Genomic DNA, 20330 nt, shown 5'->3' on the forward strand with positions numbered 1-20330 from the left:
TGCGATAGTTTTAGAGGGCATCTCTTCCCTTTTATCGCAAACTTTGGAATGTGCCTCCTTGGCGTTCGCAATATTGTTTCAATTAATTCGCGATGGAAAATAAAACATTTTAAAAAGTGATCTTGTTCAAACCGACGCTCAACAACCCTGATAAAAACATGGAAAATACAGTCACTTATCGTATTTTTATAAAATTATTCAAAAAATAGAAGTGTGATCGTAAACAGATAATTTATTGATATTTAGCAGATTAAGTCGATCCAGTTCACAATAACCTTGACCATTACAACCCAAAACTTATTTATCAATGAAAAATAATCAGACATCGATCACGCTTAATTTCCTCAAAAAATAAAGAAAGCCCCAACATGATGTTGAGGCTTTGCCAAAAAATTAACTTACAAGAATTGAGTTATTTCACGCTGGTCACTCGACTTGCTTTCTCACCGGTTGCTGACACGGAACGGATAAACACTTCACCTTTCACATTTGGACGAGCATTATCTGCGTAAGTTAGCCAGTTCTTGCCGTCTAGAGAGTATTGAAGCGTCACCCCTGGGAACTGAACGTTCATTGCTAGCTTGCCATCTTCTACTTTCGCACCTGGTACAGGCAGGCGGTAGTCGATACCTGATTTTTCTAGCTTAGCCAGTTCACGTTGGCCAAGTACGTTCGCAAAGCGGTTGTAGTCTTGGTTTAGCGCGACTTTGTCTACTAGGTTAGAGTTTTGCGAGTATTCAACACCCACTTTGTAGTCGTTTTCCCAATCAGCACGGTGCCATGCACGCTCAGCGGCTGCTAGTACGCGAGGGAATACCATGTACTCGTATTGCTCGTCGTTACGTACTGTCTCAGACCACAGCTGTGCTGATAGACCATAGAAAGGTTTCGCTTCGATTGCACCTTTACCAGTGAAGCCGTTACCATCGCGGTCTACAGAGGTTTCTGCGTTCTGAGGCATGTTCTCTGGTGCAAAACCAAACATCTTACGAGTATCTGTTGCACGCGTCGCCCAGTAGTAACCACGCTCTTTCGGGTCCACTTCGTACGGCATGTCCATGTATACGTAGTCTGGGTTAGAAACGATAACGTCGTAACCTTTCTTAGACCATTCGTACACTGATGATGTGCCACCCCAGTAAAGAACGTCCCAGAAGTTAACACGCGTGTTTTCTGTTGCGAACGCTTTCTCACCTTGACTGTACTTAAGGCCATCTTGCCAAGCTTGGAAGTTTGGAATGCCTTTCTCTGCCACCATCTTCGACACTTCTTCTGCAAAGTGGCTTGGTAGATGAGCAAAATCGCTTACCGTACCGTCTGCAATTAGCGTCTGACATTGTGGTGACTGTGCGAATGGCTTGTCTTGCTTAGACAAATCAATGTTACCCTTCCAGCTTACTTTGTCTTCTGCGTTGATGTCTTGCAGACCAGCGCCTAACTTGATGTTCTTCGCTTCATCACCACCGAAGTGCCATGTTGTTAGCGGCGTACCCGCTTCTTGGTGCATTGCTGCTACTTCTGAAATCACTTTATCAACAAAACGAGTGGAAGATTCCATACATGGGTTGATGAAGCTTTGCTTGTTGTAGAACTGAACCGTCGTTACGTTCGATGTATCTTGAGGGTCCATCAGGCGGTACTCGTTCGCTTCGGCTTCTTTGCCTTCTTCCATTAGACGGTCGTAACGTGCTTCCATTGATATCACTGCGGCACGTGCGTGCGCTGGCATATCGATTTCAGGAATCACTTCGATGTTACGCGCTTTCGCGTACTTCAAGATGTCCACGTAGTCTGCTTTGCTGAAGAAGCCAGAGCCAAAGTTGTCTGTCGTTGCGCCTGAGCCAAGCTGAGGCAGTAAACAGCTTTTCTCTTCCAAATCGAAACAACGGTTAGCACCCACTTCAGTCAGCTCAGGCAGACCCGGGATTTCTAAACGCCAGCCTTCATCATCCGTTAGGTGAAGGTGTAGTTTGTTCATCTTGTACGCGGCCATTTGGTCAAGCGTTGCAAGAATCGCGTCTTTAGAGTGGAAGTTACGAGCCACGTCCACCATCACACCACGGTAATCAAAACGCGGCGCATCTTTAATAGACAGTTGTGGTAGAGAATCAGCATTTTGGCTATCTACCAGGCCAAAGATAGATTGTACTGCGTAGAAAGCACCTGCTTGGTCAAACGCTTTAATCGCAATACCGTCGCCTTTGATGCTCATTTCGTAAGCACCAGATTTTGCCAATTCACCGGTGAAGTCTGCAGGAACAACAGTGATGCTTACAGGAAGAGCACCACGAACATCCACACCTACCACTTCTGCACGACCTTGAATTGCTGCGTATTGAGCCGCATCGAATGCGTCTTTAGGCAGCGCAATACCCGCCGCGATATCTACCGTACCTTTACCTGCTTCAACAGACATTGGCGTTGGTAGTAACGTGATTGATACGTCTTGTTTTGCTAGATCTTCGTTCTTCTCGAAACGAGACACAGCGCTCGCAAATACGTTGTTGTCATCTGGCGTACGTTTTAGGTTGTTACCCTCAAAGCCAGTCACGAAAGATGCAATGTCTTCTGTGTTAAGAGAAGCGATCATCTTAGGCTCTGCATTTGGTGCAGCAACGAAAGCGCCTGGCATGAAGTCAGTTTCAAATAGCTGCCAGTATTCAGCAACAAGAGGAAGCACAACCTCTTCACCCGCAGCAAAACCATCAAACTTATCTGTTGGTTCTAGTTTGTATAGATCACCCGTTACGCGAGAGATTTTAAACTGTTCGTTTTCAACATCCAGAATCAGACGAATGCTATGGAAGTAAATAGCCCAATCTTTTGAGTCAACCGCTTCACCTTGGTTAACCAGCGTCATGTTTACCTTGTTACAAGACGCCCACTCAGCCCCTAAGTCCTGACAAGCAAGACCTTCGTTTGCACCGTGGTTAGTCAACACTTGGTATTGAATATCAAGATTATTAGCCAACGAATTTACAACTTGTTGTTCAGAGCTTTGCAGCGCAGAGCAACCTGCTAATGTAGTGATAACAGAAACAGCAATCAGACTAGGTTTAAACATCTTACTTCCCCAAAAAAGTCAGTGGTTCAAAACGACAATGATAAAAATCTCGGCCCCTCAAATGCGAGGTACCTAACCGTTACATTCAACATACAACCTGTTATTTCTAAGCGTAAAATAAATAGAAATAGGAAGTGATCCAGCTCAAAAAATGACACTCAGCAAAAACAATAAAAATCTAATTTTCATGGAGTTACAATACACGTCAAAATCGAACAACTTGTTTTGACGAGTTTGCTGCGATCTAGGTCACTTATATTCATGAGTTACGACTGATTTTGTAAGATTTGGATCACGCCTAATTATTTTGTGAACCATTAGTAAGCGAATTACCTATTTACCTTTCGTGAAGTGACTCTCATTTATTCGTCGTCAAAACTCGTCAATATTTTTAGAAATGACGATTTTGTCGAATACCCCACTGGAGAAATTGCACTTAACCTCACGCTATTTTGCGTATAAAGTTTAAAGGTATCTTATCTGAGGACCATTCTATGTTTCGTCTCTTGACGCTCATATCATCTCTACTTGTTACTTTGACTCCTTTTTCCTCTTATGCAGAGCCACAGCATTGGTTAGCGAAAAAAGGGGAAACCGAACTTATGATTATTGGCTCGGTACATGTGGGGGATAAAACGATGTACCCACTCCCTAGAACGGTCATCCAGCATTTAAGCCAAAGCGCAGGGTTGATTATTGAAGCAGACGTCAGGAATTCTGAAGGCTTGGTTTACCCACAAACAACCATTCTTTCTAAAGATGTTTTAGACAGAGCTCAACGTCGCCACTTAATTGAAATTGCCCAAGATTTAGGTTTGCCAGAAACTCAACTCCTAAATTCCCCACCTTGGATGGCGGCATTCACCATCCAACTCGCTTTAGTCAACAAACTGGGGTATGTCTCTGATAAAGGGGTCGACATGCACTTAATAGGACTCGCTGATAAAAAGCAAATCCCGGTCATTCCACTGGAGTCCGTGCAATTCCAAATCGATTTAATCGCAGGTCAATCAGAAGGCGGTAAAGAGATACTTCTCTCATCAATTGAAGAATATGATGGCGGAGAAGAGTTGGTTCAATGCTTGATAGAGAGTTGGAAGAGTGGTGATGGTAGCATGTTGGTCGAAGCCTCTTTGACCGATCATACAACAGAAGAGTTTAACCAAGCCTTTTTATACGAGCGTAATCGAGATTGGGCTAAAAAACTCGACACTGGCAGTGTTCTACCTCAGCAATCGGGTCGTTACACCGTTGTTGTTGGTGGCTTGCATTTAGTAGGTAAAGATAACCTGATTGAACTGCTTAAAAATCGGGGATTTAACATCAAACCACTGGGTAAGACGCGCCAAGCAAATTGTGATATCTAGTGATTGTTTGAAAAATGCCATTTAAATACAATTATTTAAATACAACCATTTAAAATTCATTCAAACTTTCTTATAAAGCCGTTAAGCTAAGTGGATACAAAACAACTCATATGAAATTTAAATATGTCTTCCTATACACGATTGGAATTATGCTCACTTCTTCGCTGTCTTATGCTAAACCGCCATGCAACGTAGAAGCTTTTCAAGCTATTGATATAACTCCGGAAGTAAAAGGCGGTGTTTTAGATAAAGAGAGTGGTCAATTTCTTATTACCGAAAAACCAATGATGCGTTGCGCGAACATCACGTTTTCAACAGCCCACACTCGAAATCGCGTTGCACATATGATGAACCAAGGCTTTGAAGCGGTTTACTATGATGGAAATACAAGCAAATCTCACTCAGTAACGTTTGATGAAGACGATTTAAAAGCGGGTTACGTCAAGATTGGGCCAAATCACCCAAAGACCGCTTATGTCTGTTTCACTACTTCTGAAACTCCTATCAATACTATCTCGTGTGACATCAAGTAATAAATTTACTCGCTCTAAAAAATGAAAAGGCCCTACATTTCTGTAGAGCCTTCCTCTCAATACGTGTCGGTGAAGAGCCATGTTCTAACTTCAAGCGAACCCCATTTGGTTCGATACTATTGAAGTCTAAAATTACTAGCACTAAAAACGACGAAAGCCTGCTCATTGAGCAGGCTTTCTAAAAGTGGTCGGTGAAGAGGGATTCGAACCCCCGACCCTCTGGTCCCAAACCAGATGCGCTACCAAGCTGCGCTATTCACCGAGATGTTTAACTGAGGAATTGTCCCCGTCAACGAATGCGTATATTACGGATTCTGAACTGTGGCGCAAGTGCTTTTTACAAAAAAACCTTAGGTCTTAATTCGTTTGATGAATAACTGAACACTAGCACGTAAAATGTGACTGATAACTCACAACAAAATACAGTTTATTAACCTTAGCAACATAATTGATCCAGATCAGTGTGCAACAAGACACCGCCATTTAGTTTATTCCTGTCGGGAACATCTTGGAGGAAACGTATGGACTTTTGGCTTGATCTCCTATTTGGTAATGCAGTGGGTCTATCGTCAATGATAGTAATTTTTGGGGCAATTGGTCTGATGTTATTTTACGGCGGTTTCTTCATATACAAGATCATGAACGACAAATCTCCTCACTAGATCTCGCTTAGCTCTAGAAACGCTTTGCACCGGAGTCGGTTACTTGCCTACTCCGGTTTTTTATTTGATCTCAATGCACCACTCATTGATATAATCCTATTATTCTTCCCTGTTCTTAATGAGATTACTGCTATGTCTCACGACGACGATTTTGATCTATTTCAACAGATGATGGGCGATGTAAAGCCAATCACTCAAGACACCACCGAACACAAAAAAGTACACCAAGTAACAGAAGCACAGCTCGCAAAACGCGAAGCAGCAATCTGGTTAACGGAAGATGACCCAGAATACCTATCACTTGATCACGCTGAAATGCTCAAGCCAGAGGACTTTGTTGAGTTCAAACGTGATGGTGTACAGGACGGGGTTTACCGCAAACTTCGCCTTGGTAAGTATCCAATCCAAGCTCGCTTGGATTTGCACCGTAAAACATTGAAAGAAGCACGTGATGAAGTCGTGACGTTTTTAAAGCAATGCCTATCAATGGACATTAGAACGGTCGTTATCGTCCATGGTCGAGGAGAACGCTCAAATCCACCTGCAATGATGAAAAGCTTTGTTAGCAGTTGGCTACGACAAATAAAGGAAGTCCAATGCGTCCATAGTGCGCAACGCTTTCACGGTGGAACTGGAGCCGTTTACGTCCTACTTAGAAAAAGTGCGGAAAAGAAATTAGAAACCCGCGAACGTCACCAAAAACGGTTAGGCTAAATTTCACCCTAATGCTAGAATGCCCGCCCTTATTCTTCCTTCCCCTTAAAGGAAGGGAGCTTCATTCGCCGTTGTGAAACGTTAGGAGACAAAAATGTCACAAGACAACGCTAAACGATTAAATAAATTCATCAGTGAAACGGGGTTTTGCTCACGCCGTGAAGCAGACAGACTGATTGAGCAAGGCCGTGTCACCATTAATGGCAACAAACCTGAAATGGGGACAAAAGTGCTACCTGGTGATGATGTTTGTGTGGATGGTAAGCCAGTGGCAGCAAAAGAGAAGCCGATTTATATCGCTCTCAATAAACCAACAGGCATCACCTGTACAACTGAGAGAGACGTCCCTGGAAACATCGTTGATTTCATCGGCCACCAAAAACGTATCTTTCCGATCGGCCGCTTAGACAAACCCTCTGATGGTCTGATCTTTTTGACCAACGATGGCGACATCGTGAACAAAATCCTTCGCGCAGGCAACAGCCACGAAAAAGAGTACGTCGTACGCGTGGACAAGCCAATTACAGGCGAGTTTCTCAAACAGATGTCGAGTGGCGTTAAGATTCTCGACACAGTCACCCTACCTTGTAAGGTAACGAAAGAAACTAAATTCTCTTTCCGTATTGTGCTCACTCAAGGACTTAACCGTCAGATCCGTCGCATGTGTGAAGCGCTGGGCTATGAAGTATTCAAGCTGCGTCGCGTACGCATCATGAATATCTCTCTTGATGGTATTCCCAATGGGAAATGGCGTTATCTAAGTGACGAAGAAGTGGCAGAGATCCTAGCAATGTGTGAAGGCTCGGTAGGTACAGAAGAAGCATCAAAAACAGACTCTAGAGGTCGCAACATTCGTAAAGCGACCGACGCGAAGCTGTTTGATAGCCGTGAAGAAAACCAAGATTCTACTGCTCGTCGTAACCAGAAGACACGAACTTTCCGCGGTAACAATGCTGATGAATTCCGTCATGCACCAAACTCGAAAAAAGGTCAACAAAAGCGTCGTCAGCGTGATGATGAAGGCGGACGTCCAGCTAAAGAACATTACAAAGCGAAATCACAAGGTGAACGCAGCAGACCGCAAGGCGAGCATGGTAAATCGCACCGTAAACCAGATGCATCGAGCAATACGCATTCAGCAAACAAGCCTCAATCACCGAGTAAGCCTAAGCAGCATTACATGAACCCAAATGCCGCGAAACCAAGTAAACCAGCTAAACGCACTGGTGGTACATTGAGTCTGAAGAAGTAACGCTTCACTGACAGGCAAGATCAAAAAAGGACGCTCATGAGCGTCCTTTTTATTTGTCATGAGTTTACAAACAAAGAGGTGCAAACTGACCGCGAGTTAAGCTCAGCAAATCTCTCGGGGCTAACTCAATTTCTAAACCACGTTTACCAGCACTCACACAGATTGTGTCTTGCTCTAATGCGCTTTCGTGCAAAAAAGTAGGTAAGGCTTTCTTCTGCCCTAGTGGGCTAATTCCACCAACGACATAACCTGTGGTCTTTTGCGCGATTTCCGGATCAGCCATATCGGCCTTTTTGCCCTTCGCTGCTTTCGCTGCCAGTTTTAGGTTCAGCTTTTGATCAACAGGGATAATCGCAACCGCAAGGTTCTTTGGCTCCCCGTTCAAGCAGAACAACAAGGTTTTAAATACTGTTTTCGGATCCTGTCCTAGCACTTCAGCAGCTTCTAAACCATAACTATCGGCTCTAGGATCGTGCTCATATTGATGGATGGTGTGTGGAATTTTTTTCTTTTTCGCAAGACTAATGGCCGGAGTCATCAAGATTCTCCTCATAAAAACAAAAAGCGCAGACTGAATTGGATCTGCGCTTTTAGTTAATGATATCAGCGAGTTTGAGTCAATCGCTTTTTCTCTGTTGGGTTACTGATCAATCGCCGTATCAACTAAATACGTGATTTCACCTGAAGGGGCATACTCATTAACATCAATAGGGCTGTGTGTTTCTAAATAATCCTTCAAAACTTCAGCATCGGTAAAACCTGTATTTACATACCCTGGATGATCGTCGATTTTAGGGTAACCGTCACCACCAGCAGCATTGTAGCTTGGTACGGTAAAGCGGTAATTACCATCTAAGCGAAGTTGCTTATTACCAATAAACACATTGGTTACCTCACCATTATTGATACTCATCGCAATGCCGGCAAACTGTGCATAAGCACCAGAGTCAACAGGCTTAGTTGCAACGACATTTAGATAATCTAATACCTCTTTACCCGTCATATCAACGTAAGAAACCATATTGCCAAATGGCTGAACAGTGAGCACGTCTTTATAAGTAATATCACCCGCAGCAATCGAATCTCGAACACCACCAGAATTCATTACGGCGAAATCTGCTTTCGCACGTTCCATGTGAGCCGTTGCAATTAATCGACCTAAGTTTGTTTGCTGGTAACGAACCACATTGCGGTCACCCTCAAGCTTACCGTTAGATTCTGCAATCTTCACGTTTAGTTTGCCCTGACCTTTTTCTTGATAAGGACGAAGAAACTCAAGCATCGCTTCGTCTTGTTTAATCTCTTCTTGGATCAAGACTCGTTGCGACTGACCATCAACTTTAACTTTCTTTTTCAAGTTTACAGGGATCAGATCGTAGCTCACCATCGAGAGTTCGCCATTACGAAACTCGTAATCGGCGCGTCCCACATATTTCCCCCACTCATGTGCCTGAACAATAAAGGTACCATTTTGTTTATCGGGCTGACATTCATCACCTGGTTTAAAGTTCTTTTTGATAACGTTTGGCCCTTCCATACAAACAGGCTCTTGTGAGTGTCCTCCAACGATCATGTCGAGATCGCCGTCATTCAAATAACGAGCTAACGCCACATCGCCGGGAGCATTGATGCCTCTATTACCATTTTCATAGTGTCCCATATGCGTGACAGCAAAAATCAGATCTGGATACTCTGTCTCTTTCAGTTCTGCAATCAACTTCTTGGCTTCTTCTTTTGGGTCACGGAAGTCAATTTGTTCAATGAATTCAGGGTTGCCAAGTTTCGCTGTGTCTTCGGTTGTAAGGCCAATGACCGCAATTTTAATGCCCTGCTTTTTAAACATCGCGTATGGTTGGAATAAACGCTTGCCAGTATTTTTATCGTAAATATTGGCAGACAACATCGGAAAGTTTGCCCACTCTTGCTGCTTGAATAGCACATCCAATGGATTATCAAACTCATGATTACCTAGAGCCATCGCATCGTAACCAATTTTGCTCATGCCTTTAAAATCCGGCTCGGCATCTTGTAAATCAGACTCAGGTACTCCTGTGTTGATGTCACCACCAGAAAGCAATAACACGCTCCCCCCCTCAGCCTGTATTTCTTCGCGCAAATCATCGATTAACGTTTTACGCGCCGCCATGCCATATTCACCGTATCGATTTTGCCAAAAGCGACCATGATGATCGTTAGTGTGCAATACGGTCAATTTATAGGTTGTATCGGCATTCCATTCTGGTACAGGTTGCGTAGCACACCCAGCTAACGAGGCCAAGATAGCGGCACTCAAAACAGTTTTGATCATCAGACGCTGATTCATTTATTTACCTTTTTCTTATTGGGATTACTGACGCACATTTTAAGCATTGGATCTATTTGAAAACCACGTGCACCCTAACACATTGATTTAATAATTATGATGCATTGTTTAGCAATAACAAATTCATCAGTAACAAGTTTGAGAATTTACAGTTTTTCAGATAAAAAAATAGCCAACATCGGTTGGCTATAGTATTTGTTACCACCAGTCATCTGGCGTTTACTTGATATCGATATCTGCAAAGCTCTTGATCAGATCATCAAGCGATTTCATTTGTGCTAAGAATGGCTCTAACTTGTCTAGAGGCAGTGCAGATGGGCCATCACAACGCGCTTGGTCTGGGTTTGGGTGCGCTTCGATAAATAGACCTGCGATGCCTGTCGCTAGACCCGCTTTAGCAAGCTCAACTGTCTGCTCACGACGGCCGCCAGATGCTGCGCCTGATGGGTCACGCATTTGTAGTGAGTGCGTTACGTCAAAGATGATTGGGCTACCTTTCGAAGCATTTTTCATCACACCAAAACCAAGCATATCAACCACTAAGTTGTCGTAGCCGTGGCAAGAACCGCGCTCACATAGGATGATCTTGTCGTTACCGCATTCTGCGAACTTCTCAACGATGTTACCCACTTGACCAGGGCTCATAAATTGAGGTTTCTTCACGTTGATAACCGCACCTGTTTTAGCCATAGCTTCAACAAGGTCAGTTTGACGAGCTAGGAATGCAGGAAGCTGAATAACGTCTACCACGTCAGCGACAGGTTGAGCTTGTGCTTCAGTGTGAACGTCCGTGATGATCTTTACACCAAAAGTGTCTTTCAGCTCCTGAAAGATTTTCATACCTTCTTCCAGACCTGGACCACGGTATGAATGAACAGAACTGCGGTTTGCTTTGTCAAACGACGCCTTAAATACGTAAGGAATACCAAGTTTTTCCGTTACTTTTACGTAGTGCTCACAGATCTGCATCGCAAGATCACGAGACTCAAGAACGTTCATACCTGCAAATAGGGTGAATGGCTTGTCGTTAGCAACCTGAATGTCGCCGATATTAACGATTTTCTGTTCCATTTTGATTCTCTTTTTCTGTCCACGATACGCCACAGTTCGGCACATCGATAAAATTAGTGAAGTGTGACGTGCGTTTCACTCATCACATTAACTTGTGATTTTAGTAGCTCAGAAGCCGGATCGTCAGGGCATTGGTCAATAAAGTACTGAAAATCTGATACCGCTACTTGAGGGCACTCTAGCTGTTGGAAAATAAAACCACGGTCACGAATTTCGTATGGATCATCTGGCACAAACGTTAGAGCAAGATTCGTACAACGTAATGCCAGCGTATAATGCTCTTCGCGCAACATCGCACTTTTAATCAATGCCAACCAGCGACCAATAATTGTTGGGTTGTCAGCTTCCTCAAAATGTTCAGGCTTTAGCTGAGCTAGCGGTCCTTCCTGGCCAATAAGCCAAGCTTGAAGAATCCTTTCACCTACATACTCACCATTAAATGGATTGATGTAGTCTGGCTTCTTATGCATCCAGTCGACTTTTAACAGGAACTGAGTAGGGAAAGTAACTCCCTTCAACGGGAACCCCAGCTTTTTGCCTAGGTATAACAAAATCGAACCTAAGCTCACAGGAATACCTTTTCTGCGCTCCAACACTTTATCGATGAAGCTGTTGTCCGAAATAAAGTATTCCTGCTCGTCGCCTTTGAATCCCCACTCGTGGAAAAACAGTCGTAGGAATGCATCAAATCGTTGCTCTTCATCGGTTTCATGAACAAGCGTGGCTTCTGCATCTTTGTAAAGACGCTCTAACTCTTGTTTCGCCCAATGTACTTTGGTTTCTGGGTTAATCGCTTTGTTGAGCTCAAGCGCACCTTCCACCAACGGTATATTGTCAAAATCTTCGTCAAAAAACTCTAACATGACGTCTTATCCAAATAACGTAGGGCTCTTAGACACAGCAATGTTTGCAGCCATGACCAACCAACCTAATGCGCCGAAAAAGCCAAATATCTTCAGTAGGTTGTTTTTCGCAAGTTTCAATGAGAAGAATCCAAGCGCAATGTACGCCAGTACGCAGGTGATTTTGTTTGTTAACCACGGTGCGGCATCGGTAAACGGGATGAAACCAGTAATGAAAATAAGCGCGATACCTGACACTAGCAATGCAGTATCAACGATGTGGGGAAACACTTTCAAAAAGCGATTATTTCGCTTCGGTGAGTTCATCATCATTAACACGAATCGGATCGATAGTAGCGTCGCGCTGAGAGCGATCGTCACTAAGTGTATGTGTTTTAGAGCTACGTACATTTTTCTTCTCTTTTTAGTTAGTGTTTGCTGACTTCCATGATTAACTGGCCAGACAACCAAGTGTTACTCGATCGTTACCGCCATAATCTTTTTCCGTAGCGACCTGTTGGTAACCAAAGCCACGCATTATCTCACGCACCGCCTCACCTTGATCATAACCATGTTCAAATGCCAGCCAACCGCCCACTTCAAGATACTGACGAGCAAGATCCGAGATATGACGAATATCAGCTAAGCCATTCTCTTTAGCAACTAATGCAGATTTTGGCTCAAAGCGCACATCACCTTGGGATAAATGTGGATCTTTTTCATCAATATATGGCGGGTTGGAGACAATTAAAGCAAACTTCGTACCTTCTGTAATAGGCTCAAACCAACTGCCTTGAGCAAAGGTCACATTTTTGATGTTTAGCTGCTCAGCATTGTACTCTGCAAGTGCTTTCGCTTCTTGCTTAAGGTCTACGCCCATCACTTGACGCTTTGGCATTTCAGATGCAAGCGCGATGGCGATAGCTCCCGTCCCCGTTCCAAGATCTAAAATAGGCCCAGTTTGCTCGTAGGTCTTATCGAGTGCAACTTCGACCAAACGTTCTGTATCCGGTCTAGGTATCAGGGTAGAAGGAGAAACTTTAAACGGTAAAGACCAAAACTCTCGCTCACCAATAATATAAGCGACGGGTTCACCAGTTAAACGTCGTTCAAGTAGAGCATCAAACTGAGATTTTTGCTCTGCTTCTAACGCTTTTTCTGGCCAGGTCAGCAGGTAAGTTCGTGGTTTGCCAAGGACATGGCAAAGGAGTACAGCTGCATCGAGAGAAGGCGACTCTTTGCCGCCTTCTGCCAGTTTCGCCGTCGCACTTTTCAGTGCTTGCTCAATCGATTGAACTTGGCTCATCGATTAGCCGTTCTCTGCGAGCGCCGCAAGTTGGTCTGCTTGGTGCTCTTGAATCACAGGATCAATCAAGCTCTGCAGGTCACCTTCCATCACTTCGTTCAAACGATAGATGGTCAGGTTGATACGGTGATCAGACACACGACCTTGTGGGTAGTTGTATGTACGAATACGGTCACTACGGTCACCAGAACCTAGAAGGTTACGACGTGTATCAGACACTTCTGCGGCACGACGCTCTTCTTCCGCTTGAACGATACGAGCAGCAAGAACCGCCATTGCTTTCGCTTTGTTCTTGTGCTGTGAACGCTCATCCTGACACTCTACTACCGTACCCGTTGGTAAGTGGGTAATACGAATTGCAGAATCCGTGGTGTTAACGTGCTGACCACCCGCGCCAGATGCACGGAACGTATCGATTTTCAGGTCTGCTGCTTTGATTTCAGGCAGATCCGCTTCAGGGATTTCCGCCATTACTGCTACTGTACAAGCAGAAGTATGCACACGGCCTTGAGATTCAGTTGCAGGAACACGCTGTACACGGTGACCGCCTGACTCAAATTTCAACACGCCGTATGCACCGTCGCCGCTTACTTTCGCGATCATCTCTTTGTAACCACCGTGCTCTGCCTCGTTTGAAGACATGACTTCGATGCGCCAGCCACGCTTTTCTGCGTACTTGCTGTACATACGGAATAGATCACCCGCGAAGATACCCGCTTCGTCGCCACCCGCACCTGCACGAATTTCTAGGAAACAGTTACGATCATCGTTCGGATCTTTTGGCAGAAGAAGAATCTGTAACTCATCAGTAAGACGCTCAATCGTCGCTTTCGCTTCTTTGATTTCTTCTTGCGCCATTTCACGCATTTCTTCGTCGTCTTCGTTTGCCATCTCTTCAGCGGCGACAAGATCTTCTTGTGCTTGTTGATAAGCTTGGAAGCACTTGGTTACTTCTTCTAGCTGAGAGTACTCTCTTGATAGAGCACGGAATTTGTCCTGATTTCCAATTACATCAGGATCACCAAGAAGATGTTGAACTTCTTCGTAACGTTCTACTAGCGTTTCTAGCTTAGTCAGAATAGAGGCTTTCATAGTGTCGTTTTCTTAATAAAAAGCGTGAGTTATAGATCATCCAAGCCAAGTGTTTGGCGGATAATCGTTAATTTTGCTGGTTCGCCTTGCTCAGCTGCACTTTGCAATGCGCGAGTTGGAGCGTGAATCAGTTTGTTGGTGAGTTTATTACTCAGCTCGCGCAGCACTTTCTCCGGATCTGCGCCTGCCGCTAAAGATTGCAAACTTTTGCTCAGTAACTCTTCACGAATTTCGTTGGCTGATTTGCGATAGTCGCGAATACTATCGACGGCTTGCAGTGAACGCAACCATGTCATAAATGCAGCGCTTTCTTCACTAACAATCGCTTCAGCTTGAATCGCTTCGACTTTACGCTGCTCAATGTTGCTGTCGATGATAGATTGCAAGTCATCAACAGAATACAGATATGCGTCGTTCAGTTCACCGACTTCCGACTCCACATCTCGCGGCACCGCAATATCGACCAACAAGATAGGTTGATGCCGGCGCTGCTTTAGAGCCGTTTCGACCATACCTTTGCCAATAATAGGCAATGGGCTCGCCGTTGAGCTAATCACAATATCCGCTTTCGCCAAATGTTCAGGAATTTCGTTCAAACTGATCACTTCTGCGCCAAATTGGTCCGCTAAGCCTTGCGCGCGCTCTTTAGTGCGGTTCGCGACAATCATTTTTGTGCAACCGTTGGACGCTAAATGCTTCGCGACCAATTCAATCGTCTCACCCGCACCAACTAAAAGCACGGTTGAATCTGATAACGACTCAAAAATATGTTTTGCCAGTGTACATGCCGCATAAGCCACGGACACGGCATTACCACCAATATCTGTCTCTGTTCTCACCCGTTTGGCGACTGAGAACGTCTTTTGAAACAGTTTATCAATCGAGGCATCGACAGCTTGATGATCTCGCGAGTCAGAAAATGCTTGCTTTACCTGCCCCAAAATTTGAGGCTCACCCAACACCAGAGAGTCAAGACCGCACGATACGCGCATCAAATGCTTTATTGCAGCTTGTTCTTCATGAACATACAAACTCGGCATTAAATCTTCGCGGCTCACTTGATGAAATTGAGCAAGCCAATCGATCAACTTGTTTCGCGCTCCTTGCTTAACATCGCAGTACAACTCAGTTCGGTTACAGGTTGAAACAATCACACTGCCGTTAACTGCTTCGTGCTCTCTAAGTTGCTCGAGTGCAGGGCCGAGTTTATCCGGACCAAACGCCACCTTCTCTCGCAAGTCGACAGACGCTGTATTGTGATTAATTCCAATAGCAAGCAAGGACATCTAACGTGGTATCTCTGGGATAGGTTATAAAATAGGTCCAGAATTTTACTGTAAGCACGCATTTATTGAAAGGGTAAGCCGGATTTGTTTTCCTAAGTGCGACTTTTCAATGCTATAGTTGTGAGCGATTCCCGATGAAACTGATTAATAAGCTATCAAACATGACGTTACGCTCCTTTATTCTTTTTTTCTTGTCGAGCTTACTGCTCGCTGGTTGTTCGTCCGTTCCTGAAAGTGTTACCAGCGTTGAATGGCAAGCTCATGAGCAGCGACTCGAAACCATCCGAGATTTTCAAGCAACGGGGAAACTTGGTTATATTGGCCCAGACCAAAGACAAAATTTAAACTTCTACTGGAAACATTCTTCAGCACTAAGCCAGTTGCGTTTAACAACGATTCTCGGACAAACGGCATTAAAGCTCACCATCACCCCACAAGGCGCCACAGTAGAAACTTACGACGATCAGGTCCTTTCTTCTCGCAGTGCTAACCAGCTGATTTACCGTCTTACAGGGTTAATGATGCCCGTCGATCACATGCCTGACTGGCTATTAGGTCTACCGACCGATGCCGACAAATTCCAACTGTCTCCAACCAATACACTGCAAGCGTTAAACAAACAAATTGGTTTAAATGATTGGAGTATTGCTTATCAACGATATGGCGACGTTCAATGGCATGAACAGTCTCTCCCTCTGCCAAATAAGCTGAAACTCACCACAGCTGATGTCAAAATAAATCTAGTGATCACAAAATGGAACATCACCCAATGATTGAACTTTCAACACGCTGGCCATCACCAGCGAAATTGAATCTCTTTCTATATATCAACGGCCGTACAGAGAATGGCTACCACGAGTTACAAACCTTATTCCAATTCGTCGATCACGGCGATGAGCTCACCATTCAAGCGAACCATTCTGGTGATATTACGATTTCTCCAGACATAGAAGGTGTGCCCCTTCAAGACAATTTAATTTGGAAAGCAGCAACCGCGCTTCAAACTTACTCAAACTGCCCTTTTGGCGCGCATATTGAGCTACAGAAAGTGCTGCCTATGGGTGGAGGCATTGGTGGGGGCTCATCGAATGCAGCTACAGCATTAGTGGCACTGAATTACTTATGGCAACTGAATCTAACTGACGACGAACTGGCTGAAATTGGTTTAAAACTGGGCGCAGACGTGCCCGTATTTGTGCGCGGATTTGCAGCTTTTGCTGAAGGTGTTGGTGAAAAACTCTCTCCTGCTTATCCCGAAGAAAAGTGGTATTTAGTCGTCAGACCGAATGTATCTATCGCAACCGTCGACGTTTTTTGTCATCCAGATTTGACGCGAAACACCCCAAAACGAGATCTAGAAACACTTTTAAATACGCCAAGCGTAAACGATTGCGAAAAAATTGTACGAATGCTCTACCCAGAGGTTGATAAGCAACTTTCTTGGCTGCTACAATACGCGCCGTCAAGATTGACGGGGACAGGATCTTGCGTTTTTGCTGAATTTTCGAGCAAATCTGAAGCAGAAACTATCCTTGCACAACTCTCTGATAAAGTCTCGGCATTTGTCGCTCAAGGGCGCAATATTTCGCCATTAAAAGAGACTTTGGCTGAATACCAATCAGCCTCACACCGACCTATTTAAACTGGACGCAAACCCGAGGTTTCCACCGTGCCTGATATGAAGCTATTTGCTGGTAACGCAACACCTGAACTAGCCCAACGTATTGCTGATCGTCTTTACATCTCTCTTGGTGATGCATCTGTTTCTCGCTTTTCTGATGGCGAAGTTGCAGTTCAAATCAATGAGAATGTTCGTGGTAGCGATGTTTTCATCATTCAATCCACTTGTGCACCGACTAACGACAACCTAATGGAATTGGTTGTTATGATTGATGCAATGCGCCGTGCTTCAGCAGGCCGTATCACTGCAGTTATCCCTTACTTCGGCTACGCTCGCCAAGACCGTCGTGTACGTTCTGCGCGTGTGCCAATTACTGCAAAAGTTGTTGCTGATTTCCTATCTAACGTTGGTGTTGACCGCGTTCTAACTATCGACCTACACGCAGAGCAAATTCAAGGCTTCTTCGATGTACCTGTAGACAACATCTTCGGCACGCCAGTGCTACTTGAAGATATGCAGGCTCGCGGTCTAGATAACCCTGTAGTGGTATCTCCTGACCTAGGTGGCGTTGTTCGTGCTCGTGCAACAGCAAAAGCACTAGGCGACATCGACATCGCAATCGTAGATAAGCGTCGTCCACGTGCAAACGTTTCTGAAGTAATGAACCTAATCGGTGATGTTGAAGGTCGTGACTGTGTGATCGTTGATGACATGATCGACACAGGTGGCACACTATGTAAAGCAGCTGAAGCACTAAAAGAGCGCGGTGCTAAGCGTGTATTCGCTTACGCTACTCACGCAGTATTCTCAGGCAACGCTGCGGATAACATCAAGAACTCAGTTCTTGACCAAGTTATCGTAACTGACTCTATCTCTCTGTCTAAAGAGATGGCTGCAACAGGTAAAGTGACAACACTAAGCCTATCTCGCATGCTAGCTGAAGCGATTCGTCGTATCAGCAACGAAGAGTCAATCTCTGCAATGTTCAACTAATACGAACATTTCAGTTACACTGATTTCAAAAGCACCCCTCTTTGGGGTGTTTTTTTATTTGTACTGATAACTAGAAAATCCCTTGGTCGCCCACCGCGAGTTTTCTGTGCTATCATACTGCGCTTTTTGAGATTCCAGAGAGATCCTAACCTTGAGTCAACAAATCAAACTTCTTGTTGGTCTTGCTAATCCAGGACCAGAATACGCCAGAACTCGTCACAATGCGGGCGCTTGGGTTGTAGAAGAATTAGCACGCGTTCACAACGTTACACTGAAGAACGAACCAAAGTTTTTTGGTCTAACAGGACGCATTATGGTCAATGGCCAGGATCTCCGTTTGCTTATCCCAACCACCTTCATGAATCTATCAGGTAAATCGATCGCAGCGCTTGCGAAATTTTATCAAATTAAACCTGAAGAGATCATGGTTGCTCATGACGAGCTAGACTTACCGCCAGGTGTCGCTAAGTTTAAAAAAGGTGGGGGTCACGGTGGACACAACGGTCTGCGTGACACCATTAGCAAACTGGGCAATAACAAAGATTTTTATCGTCTTCGTATTGGCATTGGTCATCCGGGACACAAAGATAAAGTGGCGGGTTTTGTATTAGGTAAAGCGCCAGCTAAAGAGCAAGAGCTTTTAGATGCAGCAGCTGATGAGGCTGTTCGTTGTCTAGATATCCTGATTAAGGATGGCCTATCTAAAGCACAAAATCGCCTCCACACGTTCAAAGCTGAATAAGGTTACTATCATGGGTTTTAAATGTGGCATCGTTGGTCTACCTAACGTAGGTAAATCAACTCTGTTCAACGCACTAACTAAAGCGGGTATCGAAGCAGCAAACTTCCCGTTCTGTACCATTGAACCAAACACTGGTGTGGTTCCTGTGCCAGATCTACGTCTAGACGCACTAGCTAAGATCGTTAACCCACAGAGAGTTCTTCCAACGACGATGGAGTTCGTGGACATCGCTGGTCTTGTTGCTGGTGCATCACGTGGTGAAGGTTTAGGTAACAAATTCCTAGCTAACATCCGTGAAACAGACGCGATTGGCCACGTTGTACGCTGTTTTGAAAACGAAAACATTGTTCACGTTTCAGGTAAAGTTTCACCTATCGAAGATATCGAAGTGATCAACCTTGAACTTGCAATGGCTGACCTTGATTCTTGTGAGCGAGCGATTCAACGTAACGCGAAGAAGGCAAAAGGCGGCGATAAAGACGCAAAATTTGAACTAACCGTACTAGAAAAACTGTTACCAGTACTAACTGAAGGCGGCATGGCACGCACAGTTGAGCTATCTAAAGAAGAGTTAGCAGCAATCGGCTACCTAAACTTCCTAACACTGAAGCCAACTATGTACATTGCAAACGTAAACGAAGATGGCTTCGAAAATAACCCATATCTAGATGCGGTTCGTGAGTTCGCAGAAAAAGAAAACAATGTCGTTGTACCTGTATGTGCAGCTATCGAATCTGAACTATCTGAACTAGAAGATGAAGATCGCGAAGAATTCCTAGCAGATATGGGGATCGAAGAGCCGGGCCTGAACCGTGTAATTCGCTCTGGTTACGAACTACTGACTCTACACACCTACTTCACAGCAGGTGTTAAAGAAGTACGTGCTTGGACAATCCCTGTTGGTGCAACTGCGCCTCAGGCGGCAGGTAAGATCCACACTGACTTCGAGAAAGGCTTTATTCGTGCAGAAGTAGTTGGTTACGACGATTTCATCCAATTCAATGGTGAAAATGGCGCAAAAGACGCAGGTAAATGGCGTCTAGAAGGTAAAGACTACATCGTAAAAGATGGCGATGTTGTACACTTCCGCTTCAATGTTTAATTAAATGAATGAATTCTAAACACTTCATTTACACTAAAAGCCAGCTGTTAAGCTGGCTTTTTTAATACCTTAAGTAAATGAACAAAAATAAATTACGCAACTGCAAGCTAATTTATTTCCAGTTTTAGATCATAAACACGCCTCTTTGTTTAAAAAGGAAGCGAACGAGGTTTTTTCCGAAATTTATTAAAAAAAACTGTTGACGGATCTCACTCAACTTCGCATAATGCGCGCCGTTCCCAACGACAAGGCAACAAAGCGTTGAGAACAAAAAATATGGTTTTGGCTACGTAGCTCAGCTGGTTAGAGCACATCACTCATAATGATGGGGTCACAGGTTCGAATCCCGTCGTAGCCACC

At 44.4% G+C, this 20330-nt stretch carries 19 protein-coding genes and 2 tRNA genes; 11 read left to right on the top strand and 10 right to left on the bottom strand.

Annotated elements, in window-relative coordinates; all coding sequences use genetic code 11:
- Positions 1-412 precede the first annotated feature (412 nt).
- Positions 413-3064 (bottom strand): beta-N-acetylhexosaminidase, encoded by a 2652-nt coding sequence (locus R7F67_RS21095; protein ID WP_318057330.1) that lies wholly within the window; start codon positions 3062-3064, stop codon positions 413-415.
- 494 nt (positions 3065-3558) lie between these two features.
- On the opposite strand from R7F67_RS21095, the gene R7F67_RS21100 reads away from it, so the two are divergent.
- Together R7F67_RS21100 and R7F67_RS21105 are read left to right on the top strand one after the other, a co-directional pair.
- The gene (locus tag R7F67_RS21100; protein WP_005382001.1) at positions 3559-4431 is read left to right on the top strand and encodes a TraB/GumN family protein; all 873 of its coding nucleotides are present in this window, start codon (positions 3559-3561) and stop codon (positions 4429-4431) included.
- Between the two features lie 149 nt (positions 4432-4580).
- The gene (locus R7F67_RS21105; RefSeq protein WP_005384085.1) at positions 4581-4964 is read left to right on the top strand and encodes a hypothetical protein; all 384 of its coding nucleotides are present in this window, start codon (positions 4581-4583) and stop codon (positions 4962-4964) included.
- A gap of 185 nt (positions 4965-5149) precedes the next feature.
- On the opposite strand, the gene R7F67_RS21110 is transcribed toward R7F67_RS21105, so the two are convergent.
- Positions 5150-5226, bottom strand: a tRNA-Pro gene (locus R7F67_RS21110).
- A 259-nt stretch (positions 5227-5485) separates the two neighbouring features.
- Here R7F67_RS21110 and R7F67_RS21115 point away from each other — a divergent pair.
- The 3 genes from R7F67_RS21115 to rluF all read left to right on the top strand — a co-directional run bounded on the left by R7F67_RS21115 (position 5486) and on the right by rluF (position 7592).
- Complete coding sequence (locus R7F67_RS21115) at positions 5486-5626, top strand: DUF3149 domain-containing protein (protein ID WP_005382236.1); 141 nt, start codon at positions 5486-5488, stop codon at positions 5624-5626.
- 132 nt (positions 5627-5758) lie between these two features.
- On the top strand, positions 5759-6340 hold the full coding sequence (gene smrA, locus R7F67_RS21120) for a DNA endonuclease SmrA (protein WP_005382233.1): 582 nt from the start codon (positions 5759-5761) through the stop codon (positions 6338-6340).
- A 94-nt stretch (positions 6341-6434) separates the two neighbouring features.
- A complete protein-coding gene (gene rluF / locus R7F67_RS21125; RefSeq protein WP_054575474.1) occupies positions 6435-7592 on the top strand; it encodes a 23S rRNA pseudouridine(2604) synthase RluF in 1158 nt (385 codons plus the stop codon).
- Positions 7593-7656: 64 nt separating this feature from the next.
- Here the strand turns inward: rluF and ybaK are convergent, their stop codons facing one another.
- From ybaK to hemA, 8 genes are all read right to left on the bottom strand, one after another.
- Positions 7657-8130 (bottom strand): Cys-tRNA(Pro) deacylase, encoded by a 474-nt coding sequence (ybaK, locus tag R7F67_RS21130; protein ID WP_318057331.1) that lies wholly within the window; start codon positions 8128-8130, stop codon positions 7657-7659.
- Between the two features lie 102 nt (positions 8131-8232).
- Entirely contained in the window at positions 8233-9915 is a 1683-nt protein-coding gene (gene ushA, locus R7F67_RS21135) for a bifunctional UDP-sugar hydrolase/5'-nucleotidase UshA (RefSeq protein ID WP_318057332.1), read from the bottom strand.
- A gap of 219 nt (positions 9916-10134) precedes the next feature.
- On the bottom strand, positions 10135-10986 hold the full coding sequence (gene kdsA, locus R7F67_RS21140) for a 3-deoxy-8-phosphooctulonate synthase (protein WP_005384095.1): 852 nt from the start codon (positions 10984-10986) through the stop codon (positions 10135-10137).
- Between the two features lie 53 nt (positions 10987-11039).
- Positions 11040-11849: a SirB1 family protein gene (locus R7F67_RS21145; RefSeq protein WP_005384098.1), complete on the bottom strand. Its 810-nt coding sequence runs from the start codon at positions 11847-11849 to the stop codon at positions 11040-11042.
- A gap of 6 nt (positions 11850-11855) precedes the next feature.
- Positions 11856-12239 (bottom strand): SirB2 family protein, encoded by a 384-nt coding sequence (locus tag R7F67_RS21150; RefSeq protein ID WP_005382225.1) that lies wholly within the window; start codon positions 12237-12239, stop codon positions 11856-11858.
- Positions 12240-12279: 40 nt separating this feature from the next.
- The gene (prmC, locus tag R7F67_RS21155; RefSeq protein WP_017634841.1) at positions 12280-13134 is read right to left on the bottom strand and encodes a peptide chain release factor N(5)-glutamine methyltransferase; all 855 of its coding nucleotides are present in this window, start codon (positions 13132-13134) and stop codon (positions 12280-12282) included.
- A gap of 3 nt (positions 13135-13137) precedes the next feature.
- Positions 13138-14226: a peptide chain release factor 1 gene (gene prfA, locus R7F67_RS21160; protein WP_005382222.1), complete on the bottom strand. Its 1089-nt coding sequence runs from the start codon at positions 14224-14226 to the stop codon at positions 13138-13140.
- A 29-nt stretch (positions 14227-14255) separates the two neighbouring features.
- Positions 14256-15512, bottom strand: coding sequence for a glutamyl-tRNA reductase (gene hemA / locus R7F67_RS21165; protein WP_005384104.1), 1257 nt, complete (start codon positions 15510-15512; stop codon positions 14256-14258).
- 134 nt (positions 15513-15646) lie between these two features.
- On the opposite strand from hemA, the gene lolB reads away from it, so the two are divergent.
- From lolB to R7F67_RS21195, 6 genes are all read left to right on the top strand, one after another.
- Complete coding sequence (gene lolB, locus R7F67_RS21170) at positions 15647-16285, top strand: lipoprotein insertase outer membrane protein LolB (protein ID WP_226084100.1); 639 nt, start codon at positions 15647-15649, stop codon at positions 16283-16285.
- Complete coding sequence (ispE, locus tag R7F67_RS21175) at positions 16282-17154, top strand: 4-(cytidine 5'-diphospho)-2-C-methyl-D-erythritol kinase (protein ID WP_021034139.1); 873 nt, start codon at positions 16282-16284, stop codon at positions 17152-17154. The genes lolB and ispE overlap by 4 nt, the downstream gene beginning before the upstream one ends.
- A 27-nt stretch (positions 17155-17181) precedes the next feature.
- Complete coding sequence (locus tag R7F67_RS21180; RefSeq protein ID WP_005393176.1) at positions 17182-18126, top strand: ribose-phosphate pyrophosphokinase; 945 nt, start codon at positions 17182-17184, stop codon at positions 18124-18126.
- Positions 18127-18277: 151 nt separating this feature from the next.
- Positions 18278-18868 carry an aminoacyl-tRNA hydrolase gene (gene pth, locus R7F67_RS21185; protein WP_005384112.1) on the top strand — a complete coding sequence of 197 codons (591 nt, stop codon included), beginning with the start codon at positions 18278-18280 and terminating at the stop codon, positions 18866-18868.
- 10 nt (positions 18869-18878) lie between these two features.
- Positions 18879-19970, top strand: a complete 1092-nt coding sequence (gene ychF, locus R7F67_RS21190; RefSeq protein ID WP_005393178.1) for a redox-regulated ATPase YchF — start codon at positions 18879-18881, stop codon at positions 19968-19970.
- A gap of 284 nt (positions 19971-20254) precedes the next feature.
- Positions 20255-20328, top strand: a tRNA-Met gene (locus R7F67_RS21195).
- Positions 20329-20330 lie beyond the last annotated feature (2 nt).

The organism is Vibrio sp. YT-17, from assembly GCF_033337375.1.
In the GTDB taxonomy this organism is placed as follows: domain Bacteria; phylum Pseudomonadota; class Gammaproteobacteria; order Enterobacterales; family Vibrionaceae; genus Vibrio; species Vibrio alginolyticus.

What these genes read in the sequence shown, in the direction of transcription:
- hemA (WP_005384104.1), bottom strand. Translation starts at nt 15,512, where the DNA reads ATGTCCTTGCTTGCTATTGGAATTAATCACAATACAGCGTCTGTCGAC.
- R7F67_RS21095 (WP_318057330.1), bottom strand. Translation starts at nt 3,064, where the DNA reads ATGTTTAAACCTAGTCTGATTGCTGTTTCTGTTATCACTACATTAGCA.
- ispE (WP_021034139.1), top strand. Translation starts at nt 16,282, where the DNA reads ATGATTGAACTTTCAACACGCTGGCCATCACCAGCGAAATTGAATCTC.
- prmC (WP_017634841.1), bottom strand. Translation starts at nt 13,134, where the DNA reads ATGAGCCAAGTTCAATCGATTGAGCAAGCACTGAAAAGTGCGACGGCG.
- R7F67_RS21145 (WP_005384098.1), bottom strand. Translation starts at nt 11,849, where the DNA reads ATGTTAGAGTTTTTTGACGAAGATTTTGACAATATACCGTTGGTGGAA.
- kdsA (WP_005384095.1), bottom strand. Translation starts at nt 10,986, where the DNA reads ATGGAACAGAAAATCGTTAATATCGGCGACATTCAGGTTGCTAACGAC.
- smrA (WP_005382233.1), top strand. Translation starts at nt 5,759, where the DNA reads ATGTCTCACGACGACGATTTTGATCTATTTCAACAGATGATGGGCGAT.
- R7F67_RS21105 (WP_005384085.1), top strand. Translation starts at nt 4,581, where the DNA reads ATGCTCACTTCTTCGCTGTCTTATGCTAAACCGCCATGCAACGTAGAA.
- R7F67_RS21100 (WP_005382001.1), top strand. Translation starts at nt 3,559, where the DNA reads ATGTTTCGTCTCTTGACGCTCATATCATCTCTACTTGTTACTTTGACT.
- lolB (WP_226084100.1), top strand. Translation starts at nt 15,647, where the DNA reads ATGAAACTGATTAATAAGCTATCAAACATGACGTTACGCTCCTTTATT.
- R7F67_RS21150 (WP_005382225.1), bottom strand. Translation starts at nt 12,239, where the DNA reads ATGTACGTAGCTCTAAAACACATACACTTAGTGACGATCGCTCTCAGC.
- R7F67_RS21115 (WP_005382236.1), top strand. Translation starts at nt 5,486, where the DNA reads ATGGACTTTTGGCTTGATCTCCTATTTGGTAATGCAGTGGGTCTATCG.
- ychF (WP_005393178.1), top strand. Translation starts at nt 18,879, where the DNA reads ATGGGTTTTAAATGTGGCATCGTTGGTCTACCTAACGTAGGTAAATCA.
- ushA (WP_318057332.1), bottom strand. Translation starts at nt 9,915, where the DNA reads ATGAATCAGCGTCTGATGATCAAAACTGTTTTGAGTGCCGCTATCTTG.
- ybaK (WP_318057331.1), bottom strand. Translation starts at nt 8,130, where the DNA reads ATGACTCCGGCCATTAGTCTTGCGAAAAAGAAAAAAATTCCACACACC.
- prfA (WP_005382222.1), bottom strand. Translation starts at nt 14,226, where the DNA reads ATGAAAGCCTCTATTCTGACTAAGCTAGAAACGCTAGTAGAACGTTAC.
- rluF (WP_054575474.1), top strand. Translation starts at nt 6,435, where the DNA reads ATGTCACAAGACAACGCTAAACGATTAAATAAATTCATCAGTGAAACG.